This is a genomic window from uncultured Megasphaera sp., from assembly GCF_900539295.1.
Taxonomy (GTDB): domain Bacteria; phylum Bacillota; class Negativicutes; order Veillonellales; family Megasphaeraceae; genus Megasphaera.
In genome coordinates this window covers 144,451-154,508 of sequence record NZ_UQBH01000001.1, presented here as the reverse complement: position 1 = coordinate 154,508, position 10,058 = coordinate 144,451, and the positions used below count along the sequence as shown (strand labels likewise).

Here is a 10,058-nt window from a genome sequence, read left to right as displayed (position 1 = left end):
AACCACCGCAACAGAAATGTTACGGTGGCAGGTCTAACTTTTTGGGGTCACATCAAAACCGGTGGCAGAAACAAAACCTATTTATGTTTTTTCGAGTGTCTACTTGACGGGTAGCAGTTCAATATCATGGAAAGCCTTTTTCTTATCGATCAAGTTATTGATTAAGCCCACACGAAGCTGGCCATAGACAGGGAGCCCATGGTACAGGTGTTGTTGAAGACCGTTGCCGAATCTTCACCGGCGGCGCCGAGACAGTAAAGCAGCGGCATATAGTGGTCCGGTGTAGGAACGGAGTAGGATGCGTTTTCGTGTTCTTGGTAGTTGATGACGGCATCGATATTGCCGCTGAGTACGTTGTCTACGATGTATTTGCTGAAGTGGTCAGCCTGGTCGGAACCGCCGCGGTTGTTCCATTCGATTCGCCGCAGGTTGTGGACGATGTTGCCGCTGCCCCAGATCAGGTATCCCTGCTCGCGCAAAGGGGCTAATTTTCTCCCGATTTCGACACATTGTTCCGTTCTCAGATGGCTGTTTACCGAGAGCTGTACGACGGGGATAGAAGCATCGGGAAACATATGAACCATTACGCTCCAGGTTCCGTGATCGATACCCCAGCTGTCGTTGATGGAAACGTCGCTGCCCAGGAGGTCACATACTTCTTTTGTCAGCTCCTGACAGCCTTTGACAGGGTACTGAAGTTGGTAGAGTTCTTCAGGGAAGCCGTACATGTCGTATACTTGCCGTGGTTTTTCAGCACTTTGAATATACGTTCCCGGCACATACCAATGCGCCGATATGGCTAGTATGGCTTTTGGCTTTTCCGGGCTGTTTTGAATGTCGGCGCCGATGCGCTGCATTTCGCGCGTAAGATCATTTTCATCGATGGCCAGCATAGGGCTTCCGTGTCCGATGAAGATAACAGGCGTCTTTTTCATATAACAAATCCCCCTTTGTCTTGTAATTCGTAAATATAAACCCCTTTTAGTATATCATATACATACTTTACGTCAACAAAAGGCCTTGTTTCATATATTCAATTGAGAAGAGTGTTTTACTGAAAAACAAGTGCCTTTTGACAATGGCCTTATTGCCCGGCAGCCCTTATTTTGGTATACTACATAGTAACGTACAGGTTACGGACTTTTTTTAGGGATAACGACTGTGCGTCCTTTTGGGCGCCCGGGTTATCTCTTTTTTTTATAGGAGGAATGGATATGGAAATTCGTCATTATCGCTGGAATGATGGAAAAAAACTGACGGTCGGGGAAAAAACGCTGGTCATGGGAGTTTTGAATTATACGCCCGATTCTTTTTCTGATGGAGGTAAGTGGAATGATATCGACACGGCCTTACGCCATATGGAAGATATGGTTTCCGATGGCGCGGATATCATCGATATCGGAGCCGAATCGTCCCGCCCGGGCTTTACGCCCATTTCGGCGGCTGAAGAAATTGAACGATTGGAACGGATTCTGCCCCGCCTCGTCGCCTATTGCCCGGTTCCTATTTCCGTCGATACGTATAAGGCCGAAACGGCAGAATATGCCATGAGCACGGGGGCTCACATCATGAATGATATTTGGGGGCTGCAGTATGCTCCGGAGCCCGGGAAAATGGCAGCCGTTGCCGCGAAATACGGTGTCCCCGTCGTGGTCATGCACAACCAGGACGGCACGGAATACGGTGACCTTATCGGTGATATGAAGGAGTTTTTCGTTCGCTCGGCTATCATTGCCGATAAGGCCGGGATGAAGCAGGAACAAATTATTACCGATCCGGGGATCGGTTTTGGCAAGACTTTTGAACAGAACGTCTATGTCATGAAGCATCTGCGCGAATTGACGGTCCTGCCGTATCCCATGCTGCTGGGGACGAGCCGCAAGGGCTTTATCGGAAAAATCCTCGACCTGCCCGTAACGGAACGGATGGAAGGGACCGGGGCGACTTGTGTGGCGGGAGTCCTTTCAGGATGCACTATCGTTCGCGTTCATGACGTGAAGCCTATTGCCCGCATGTGCCGCATGGCCGATGCTTTGGTCGATAATATTCAGTAAAATAAAATGCTGTTTTGCATAAATATAAATTTGATACCTTGACCATCGTCTACTCCGGCGGTATAATAGTCCAAATACTGCGGGCATGGACGCTAAGACTGTACGGGAGTGCAGTCATCGTTCCGGCCTGTAAGGGGGAGATGGTTCTATGGAATGTGAAAGTTTACAGAGCCTCGTCGTTTGCCGAGGCTTTTTGAATGATCCTGTCATCAAAGCTTTGTCGGCCGTTCAAGAAGCGGAACCGGGGGAGGCTTTGTTTTTACAGCGAGCCGGTGCGGCGACGCTGTTGGAACAGGCCGAACGACTGGGACTTCAGGGAAATGTGCTGCGGAAGTATTTTTTACACCTCTTTGGCGAAGGACGTACTGTTGCAGCTGATGTTGTAGAGCGGTCCGGCCGGGCTGGCGTGGGGTTGACCAAGGCCTTTGCTTTCGATATGGTGCTCCTGTTTCCGTATTTACAGAGGAAGGCCTCGGATTTCTTTGACGTCGACTTCTTAGACGATTATGAACCGGCCGTGCCCAAAGACTACGGGTATATGCAGGCCTTGGAAGAGGCCTTTAAAGGTGTGGTGACGGCAGACGAAGCGGCCGCTGCTTTGCTCCGGTATTATACGGTATTCGGCCGCGGACAGTTGGCTCATTTTAGGGCTTTTCGCCTGGGTGAGGGCGGCCGTCTCATCGGAATTGAAAACTTCCCGTACTTTGATTGGGACGACTTGATCGGTTATGCCGTACAGAAGGAAAAGCTGCTGGCCAATACGGAAGCCTTTGTAACGGGCAAGGGGGCCAACAACGTACTTCTTACGGGAGCACGCGGCACGGGAAAATCGACGGCTGTAAAGGCTCTTGTCTGCCGCTATCATGGCCAGGGACTGCGCCTGGTTCAACTTCAGCGCGATCAGCTGTGCGATTTGCAGCCTCTTATGGAAAAGTTGGCTGCCATCGGCAGTAAACGATTCATCTTATTTCTCGACGACCTCTCGTTTGACGAAAATGAAGCTTCTTATAAATACTTGAAGTCGGCCATGGATGGCGGTGTTACGCCGCAGCCGGAAAATGTGGTTATTTATGCAACATCGAACCGCCGTCACCTGCTCAAGGAAACCTGGCATGATCGGAATGACGAATGGGATGAAGTCTACCGTGACGATAACACCAATGAGTCGATTTCATTATCGGACCGCTTTGGCCTCATCCTGCACTACGCGGCACCGACTCAGGATGAATACTTGGAAATCATCAGCCACGAATTGAAGAAAGCCGGCATCGATCTCGACCCGGAAAAACTGCGTATCGAAGGGCTTCGCTGGGAAATGGAACATTCCGGCCGCAACGGGCGGATTGCCCGGCAATTTGTGAAATGGTATGTCGGCAAATCATCTACTTAATAATATTAATAAGTAGAGCGTTTAACTGAAAATTTTAAAATTAATTCCGAAAAAATCATTGACAAATGACGTGTCGTTTTGTAGAATGTGTTCAAGCTTTTCAAACGAGCCGAACTGATAAAGGCTCGCAAAAGCATAGAGTAAAATCTGATGACGGGAAAGAGTAGGTCCTTCGGATACTTCCAGAGAGTCGGCGGCTGGTGCGAGCCGATAGTGAAGATCGATTGAAAATCATCCCTGAAGAGGAGTGCTGAAGTAAACTAAGCACTGACGACTTTTCCACGTTATAGGAAACGCGTATGTTGGTACGTTGTAGAGAGCCCGGCCGCAGTAATGAGCCGGGAATCAGGGTGGTATCGCGGAATAAACTCCGTCCCTCATATGGGCGGAGTTTTTTTGTTACCTCTTTCGACGCATCTCTAAATTCCAACGAGAATAAATTATTTTATACTCAAAGGAGCGATGTTATTATGGCAAAGGTTTTTTATGATCAAGATGTAAATTGGGATGTCATGAGAGGTAAAAAGGTAGCTGTCGTCGGTTATGGCAGCCAGGGCCATGCCCATGCCTTGAATTTGAAAGAAAGCGGCGTAGACGTCGTCGTCGGTTTGTATGAAGGCAGTAAGTCCGTAGAAAAAGCCAAAAAGGCAGGTCTTGAAGTCAAGACCGTTGCTGAAGCCGTTAAAGAAGCGGACGTTACCATGGTCCTCATTCCGGATGAAAAACAGGCTGACGTCTATAAATCTGAAATCGCTCCGAATTTAAAATCCGGCAGTGCCCTTGCTTTTGCTCACGGTTTTAACGTTCATTTCAAGCAAATCGTCCCGCCGGCCGACGTCGATGTCTTCATGGTAGCTCCTAAGGGTCCGGGCCATCTCGTACGCCGTACTTTTGTCGAAGGCGGCGGCGTTCCCGACGTATTCGCTGTTGAACAGGATGCAACGGGAACTTGTTTCGACCTCGCTTTGGCCTATGCCCGCGGTATCGGCGGCACTCGGGCCGGCGTTATCCAGACGACCTTCCAGGAAGAAACGGAAACGGACCTCTTCGGTGAACAGGCTGTCCTCTGCGGCGGCATCTGCCAGCTTATCACTAACGGGTTTGAAACCCTTTGCGAAGCCGGGTATCAGCCGGAAATCGCTTACTTTGAAACCTTCCATGAAATGAAGCTGATCGTCGACCTCATGTATGAAGGCGGCATGGCCAAGATGCGTAAATCCATCAGCGATACGGCTGAATACGGTGATTATACGGCCGGCCCCCGCGTCGTAACGCAGGATTCGAAGAAGGCCATGAAAGAAGTTCTCGATGACATCCAGTCCGGTGCCTTTGCCAAAGATTGGCTCCTTGAAAATAAAGCCGGCGGCCGTGCTCATTTCCTGGCTATGCGTCGTCAGCATGCGGAACATCCCCTCGAACAGGTCGGTGAAAAACTCCGCGCTATGATGCCCTGGCTCCACAGCAACGACCAGAACGACTAATTTCTCCATGGCTCATGGGCCATGCTCTTAATTACATGATAACGAGGTGAATGATATGAACATGACCGGCGCACAGGCTGTCCTTGAATGCTTAAAGCGAGAAGGTGTAGACGTCGTATTCGGCTATCCCGGAGGAGCTGTCCTAACTTTGTATGACGAATTGTATAAATCTCAGTTTCCTCATATCCTAACGGGACACGAACAGGGAGCTGTTCACGCAGCTGACGGCTATGCCCGAGTGACGGGGCGCCCTGGTGTCTGCTTTGCAACTTCCGGACCGGGAGTCTGCAACATGGTGACAGGCATTGCGACGGCCAACATGGATTCCATTCCCCTGGTTATCATCAGCGGCCAGGTGGCGACGCCTCTTATCGGCCGCGATTCCTTTCAAGAAGCGGATATTTCCGGAATTACGACGCCGATTACAAAGCATAACTATCTTGTAAAAGACGTTCACGAACTGCCGCGGGTCTTGAAAGAGGCGTTCTACATTGCGACGACAGGCCGGCCGGGGCCGGTCCTGGTCGATATTGCGAAAGATGTTTTCGATACGCCTTTTGAATTTTCTTATCCTGAAGAGGTTCATCTTCGCGGTTACTGCAGCTGTCCCGACGGCCATAAAGCCGACGTCGATAAGGCCGTCGAAGCCTTGGTCGAAGCCAGGCGTCCCGTCCTCATTACGGGCGGCGGCATCGTCTTATCCGACATGGCAGAACCTTTGCGGGCCGTCGTCCGGCAGCTTCAGATTCCGGTCGTAACGACGCTGATGGGCAAGGGCAGTGTTCCCGATGACTATGAAGGGCACTTGGGGATGGTCGGCATGCACGGCTCTTATGCTGCCAATCTGGCCGTTACCCGCTGTGACCTGCTCCTGGCTGTCGGTGTCCGCTTTGACGACCGCGTTACCGGTGACGTCACGCAGTTTGCGCCGCTGGCGAAAGTCGTTCACTTCGATATCGACAAGGTCGAGATCAATAAAATCGTCCACGCCGATATCAGTGTCCACGCCGACCTTCGGTGGTCGCTGCCGCTCCTTTGCGACGGATTGAAACCGTACGGGGATACCCTGGCCAAGCAGTACGAATCGTGGCTGAAGGATGTTTTGAATCTGAAGGCGTCCCATCCTTTTGGAACCCGTAATCTGGACGATGCCATTTCGCCGCAGCGATTATTTGAAGTCGTTCAGCGTTGGACCGATGACGAAACCGTCGTCGTTACCGACGTCGGCCAGCACCAGATGTGGACGGCACAGTTCTTCAATCTGAACGAGCCGCGCCGCTTCGTTACCTCCGGCGGGCTGGGGACGATGGGGTACGGCCTTCCGGCAGCCATGGGCGCTAAAATTGCCTGTCCCAAGGCCAAGGTCGTCCTCTTTACCGGAGACGGCAGCATCATGATGAACTGTCAGGAATTTGCGACCCTCCATAAATACGGTATCGATGTCAAAGTCGTCGTCCTTCACAATAAGGTGCTGGGCATGGTCAATCAGTGGCAGCGTATGTTTTATAAGGGTCACTGCTCTCAGTCCATCATTGCCGACAATCCCGATTTGACGGCTGTCGCAGCTTCTATGGGAGTCCCGGGAGAGCATGTCTGCCTGCCTGACAAACTGGATGAAGCCGTGGCGCGGCTGTTTGAGACGGATGGTCCGGCCTTGCTTGACGTTTCCATTCCGCCGGATGAAAATGTCTACCCCATGGTTCCCGGCGGAAAAGGACTGGAACAGATGGTACTGGGAGGTGAAGGGCAATGATAAAACAGCACCTGGCTCTGCTCTGTGACAATAAGCCCGGCGTCCTGACGCACGTCTGCGGACTCATCAGCCGCAGAGCCATTAATATCGAATGTATCAACGCCGGCTATACGGAAGAAGACGATGTGAGCCGCATCAATATCGTCGTGTCCGTCGAAAATCGTCGGGATCTCGACCAAGCGGTCAACCAGCTGGCGAAACTCATCGACGTCATCAAGATCGTCAATCTCGACGATGCGCCCTTTATCAGCTATGAACTGGCCATGATAAAGGTCAAGAGCCCGACGCCTCAGGCCCGGGAAGACCTGACCAATATTGCCGGACTGCTCAAGGCGAAAATCGTCGACGTCCAGCGGCATTCGCTTACCATGCGAATTACCGGTAAGGAAGACCGTATCGAGGCTCTCCTCGATATGATGAAAGATTATGAAGTGCTTGAAATTGCCCGGACGGGGCAGGTTTCCCTGTCCCGCGGCGAACAGGCTGTGAAGGATATGTAGGGAAGAGAGAGGATGGATATTATGCGCAGTGATGTTGTAAAAAAAGGGGTTACCCGAACGGCCCATCGGAGTTTGTTTCATGCCATGGGCTATAGTGATGAAGATTTGCAGAAGCCTTTAATCGGCATCTGTAATGCCTTTAATGAAATTATTCCGGGTCACGTCCACTTGGGCGAAATTGCCCAAGCCGTCAAACTCGGCGTGGCAGCTGCCGGCGGTACGCCTATCGAATTTCCTTCTATCGGCGTCTGCGACGGCATCGCCATGGGGCATCGGGGCATGAGCTTCTCCCTTTCGAGCCGCGAACTGATCTGCGATTCCATCGAAGCCGTAGCTACGGCCCATGCCTTCGACGGCTTGGTCCTCATTCCGAACTGCGATAAAATCGTGCCGGCTATGCTCATGGCAGCCGGACGACTGAATATCCCGACCGTCGTCGTCAGCGGCGGCCCCATGCTGGCCGGCCGTCATAAAGGCCGCAATATCAGCGTCAGTACGATGTTTGAAGCTGCCGGCAAGGTCGAATCGGGTCAGATGACGGCTGAAGAAATGCATGAAATGGAATTTCACGCCTGCCCGGGCTGCGGTTCCTGCTCCGGCTTATTTACGGCCAACACCATGAACTGCATGACCGAAGTCTTGGGCATGGGACTTCCCGGCAACGGCACGATCCCCGCAGCCTATACGGGCCTTCGCCGCATGTTGGCGAAAAAAGCCGGCGAAGTCGTATTGGACCTCGTCCGTCGCGATGTGAAGCCTCGGGACATCATGACTCTCGAAGCCTTTGAAAATGCCATTGCCGTCGACATGGCTATCGGCGGTTCTACCAATACGGCTCTGCATCTGCCGGCCATTGCCCATGAAGCCGGGGTCCAGCTGTCCCTCGATGAGTTCGATACCATCAGCCGTAAGGCTGCCTATATCTGCAAGATGAGCCCCGGCGGGACTTATCACATGCAGGACCTCGATGAAGCCGGCGGCATCTGTGCCGTCATGAAGGAAGTCTCGAAGTTGGGCCTGATCCACACCGACGCCAAGACCATTACCGGTACCGTCGGCGACCGCATTAAAGATGCGGAAGTCCTCAACCGCGACGTCATCCACTCCGTCGACAATGCGTACATGAATAAAGGGGGCATTGCCGTCCTCAAGGGGAATTTGGCGCCCTTAGGCTCGGTCATCAAAGAAAGTGCCGTTGAAGAAGACCTCTTGGTCTATAAGGGAACGGCCAAATGCTACGATGCTGAAGAAGACGCCATCGAAGCCATTATCCGCGGCGACATCAAGGAAGGGCACGTCGTCGTCATCCGCTACGAAGGGCCGAAAGGCGGGCCCGGCATGCGCGAAATGCTCAACCCGACAGCCGTTATTACCGGCATGGGGCTGAAAGTCGCCCTCTTGACCGACGGTCGTTTCAGCGGTGCCAGCCGCGGTGCCTGCATCGGCCACATTTCACCGGAAGCGATGGAGGGCGGTCCCTTGGCCTTAGTTCACGACGGCGATACCATTTCGATCGACATCCCCAATCGTAAATTGGAATTGGAAGTCAGCGATGAAGAATTGGCCAAACGCCGGGCCGCTTGGAAGCAGCCGGAACCGAAGGTTAAGACCGGCTACTTGTCAAGGTATGCTAAGCTTGTTACGTCGGCCAATACCGGCGCCGTTATGCAGTAAGACTGAATGCTGTCTCCTGCTTCCGTGCCCTTCGCCTATGCTGCGCAGGGAATGGGGAGCAGGAGATTTATTTTATCTGAATATAAAATGATATGAAAAGGGGCTTATTATGAAACAGGTTTGTGCTCTCATCGGTAAGTTTTTTGGCGTCATCGCCATCATCTTTCTCATCATCGGCCTTACGATGCCGACCAGTTTTTCTTGGGTTTTAGGCCATGTCGGCGGTATTTCCGTTTTGTCGGTTCTCTTAGGCATTATCATGTTTGGCATGGGCATGACCATGAGCGCCAGCGATTTCGTCCTCGTTTTGAAGCAGCCTAAGGACGTCTTTTTCGGCGTTTGTGCCCAGTATTTTGTCATGCCTTTTCTGGCCTTCGTCCTGGCAACCGTATTTCGTCTTGATCCGGCTCTGACGGCAGGCGTCGTCCTCGTCGGGACCTGCCCGGGCGGTACGTCGTCCAATGTCATCACCTTCATGAGTAAGGGCGACGTTCCCTTGTCAGTCACTATTACCAGTATTTCGACCTTATTGTCTCCGGTCTTGACGCCGCTCTTGACGTATCTGATCATCGGTCAGCGTATTTCCTTTAATCCTGTCAGTATGTTCTTATCTATCGTTCAGATCGTCATCGTTCCTATCGCCTTAGGCCTCTTGGTCAAGCGTTTTCTTCCGAAACTTGCCGGCGCTGCCCTCGATTATCTGCCGGCTGTTTCAGCCATGGCTATTTCCTTCCTCATCGCCGGCATCATCGGTGCCAGCCGTGATTCCATTCTTAACAGTTCAGGCCTTATCCTGTTAGTCGTCATTTTGCATAACTGCCTCGGCTATGCCTTGGGATTCTTTATCGGTCACCTCTGCGGCATGAGCTGGAAAAAGATGGTTGCCGTATCCATTGAAGTCGGCATGCAGAATTCGGGCTTGGCCACGGGGCTTGCCAAAACCCATTTTGCCGCCCTTCCCATGGCCGGCGTCCCCGGCGCGATTTTCAGCGCTTGGCACAATATTTCCGGGGCCGGCCTTGCCTACCTCTATGTCAACTACCTGAATAAACGCTTTGACAGCGAGTATGAAGCAGAGCAAGACGATACGAGAGCAGGCGCTTCTCTGTCGGCCGCTCATAAGTAATGGCGAAAACGTGTTTTGTTTTATAAAAAAGGTGTTGCTTGATGTTCGGCAGCACCTTTTTTTGCTATAATGAACGTAGT

At 52.1% G+C, this 10,058-nt stretch carries 8 protein-coding genes and 1 other annotated feature; of the genes, 7 read left to right on the top strand and 1 reads right to left on the bottom strand.

Going from position 1 to position 10,058, the window contains the following annotated elements:
- Positions 1–161: 161 nt before the first annotated feature.
- Positions 162–935 (bottom strand): 4,5-DOPA dioxygenase extradiol, encoded by a 774-nt coding sequence (gene ygiD / locus QZQ46_RS00700; protein WP_296826046.1) that lies wholly within the window; start codon positions 933–935, stop codon positions 162–164.
- 279 nt (positions 936–1,214) lie between these two features.
- Here ygiD and folP point away from each other — a divergent pair, with 279 nt between their 5' ends.
- The 7 genes from folP to QZQ46_RS00665 all read left to right on the top strand — a co-directional run bounded on the left by folP (position 1,215) and on the right by QZQ46_RS00665 (position 9,978).
- Complete coding sequence (gene folP, locus QZQ46_RS00695; protein ID WP_296826045.1) at positions 1,215–2,054, top strand: dihydropteroate synthase; 840 nt, start codon at positions 1,215–1,217, stop codon at positions 2,052–2,054.
- A 148-nt stretch (positions 2,055–2,202) separates the two neighbouring features.
- Positions 2,203–3,444 (top strand): ATP-binding protein, encoded by a 1,242-nt coding sequence (locus QZQ46_RS00690; RefSeq protein ID WP_296826044.1) that lies wholly within the window; start codon positions 2,203–2,205, stop codon positions 3,442–3,444.
- 141 nt (positions 3,445–3,585) lie between these two features.
- Positions 3,586–3,825 (top strand) — a binding site (T-box leader).
- Between the two features lie 89 nt (positions 3,826–3,914).
- Complete coding sequence (gene ilvC / locus QZQ46_RS00685) at positions 3,915–4,925, top strand: ketol-acid reductoisomerase (protein WP_296826043.1); 1,011 nt, start codon at positions 3,915–3,917, stop codon at positions 4,923–4,925.
- A gap of 55 nt (positions 4,926–4,980) precedes the next feature.
- The gene (ilvB, locus tag QZQ46_RS00680; protein WP_296826042.1) at positions 4,981–6,678 is read left to right on the top strand and encodes a biosynthetic-type acetolactate synthase large subunit; all 1,698 of its coding nucleotides are present in this window, start codon (positions 4,981–4,983) and stop codon (positions 6,676–6,678) included.
- Complete coding sequence (ilvN, locus tag QZQ46_RS00675) at positions 6,675–7,178, top strand: acetolactate synthase small subunit (protein ID WP_296826041.1); 504 nt, start codon at positions 6,675–6,677, stop codon at positions 7,176–7,178. Before ilvB ends, ilvN begins: the two co-directional genes overlap by 4 nt.
- 21 nt (positions 7,179–7,199) lie before the next feature.
- Positions 7,200–8,852 carry a dihydroxy-acid dehydratase gene (ilvD, locus tag QZQ46_RS00670; protein ID WP_296826040.1) on the top strand — a complete coding sequence of 551 codons (1,653 nt, stop codon included), beginning with the start codon at positions 7,200–7,202 and terminating at the stop codon, positions 8,850–8,852.
- Between the two features lie 109 nt (positions 8,853–8,961).
- A complete protein-coding gene (locus tag QZQ46_RS00665; protein ID WP_296826039.1) occupies positions 8,962–9,978 on the top strand; it encodes a bile acid:sodium symporter family protein in 1,017 nt (338 codons plus the stop codon).
- Positions 9,979–10,058 lie beyond the last annotated feature (80 nt).

Bases quoted from the DNA above. Each gene is read 5' to 3' on its own strand.
- ygiD (WP_296826046.1), bottom strand. From the start codon at position 935: ATGAAAAAGACGCCTGTTATCTTCATCGGACACGGAAGCCCTATGCTG.
- folP (WP_296826045.1), top strand. From the start codon at position 1,215: ATGGAAATTCGTCATTATCGCTGGAATGATGGAAAAAAACTGACGGTC.
- QZQ46_RS00690 (WP_296826044.1), top strand. From the start codon at position 2,203: ATGGAATGTGAAAGTTTACAGAGCCTCGTCGTTTGCCGAGGCTTTTTG.
- ilvC (WP_296826043.1), top strand. From the start codon at position 3,915: ATGGCAAAGGTTTTTTATGATCAAGATGTAAATTGGGATGTCATGAGA.
- ilvB (WP_296826042.1), top strand. From the start codon at position 4,981: ATGAACATGACCGGCGCACAGGCTGTCCTTGAATGCTTAAAGCGAGAA.
- ilvN (WP_296826041.1), top strand. From the start codon at position 6,675: ATGATAAAACAGCACCTGGCTCTGCTCTGTGACAATAAGCCCGGCGTC.
- ilvD (WP_296826040.1), top strand. From the start codon at position 7,200: ATGCGCAGTGATGTTGTAAAAAAAGGGGTTACCCGAACGGCCCATCGG.
- QZQ46_RS00665 (WP_296826039.1), top strand. From the start codon at position 8,962: ATGAAACAGGTTTGTGCTCTCATCGGTAAGTTTTTTGGCGTCATCGCC.